Consider the following 206-nt stretch of genomic DNA (forward strand, 5'->3'; position numbering starts at 1 on the left):
GCTTGATTATTGTTTGGTTGCTTCTGGTTATTCAAATCAGTCGCGTCCTTCACAATTTGATTAATCGCATCCGTTGATGTCGCTGAATCAACACGTTGCTTGAAGTCATTCTTTTCAGCATCGCTCAAGTTTGGCAACTTATCGATTACGTCCTTCGCTGATTGCTTGGCATCTTCTAACGCTTGATTATTGTTTGGTTGCTTCTG

Annotated in this window: 1 protein-coding gene; it reads right to left on the minus strand. The window is 41.3% G+C overall.

Annotated features, from left to right (window positions below; all coding sequences use genetic code 11):
• On the minus strand, positions 1–206 hold a 206-nt coding region (locus IV67_RS06400; RefSeq protein ID WP_157050304.1), incomplete at both ends, for a GA module-containing protein.

The sequence above is a fragment of the Weissella minor genome, from assembly GCF_001437425.1.
GTDB classification, from domain to species: domain Bacteria; phylum Bacillota; class Bacilli; order Lactobacillales; family Lactobacillaceae; genus Weissella; species Weissella minor.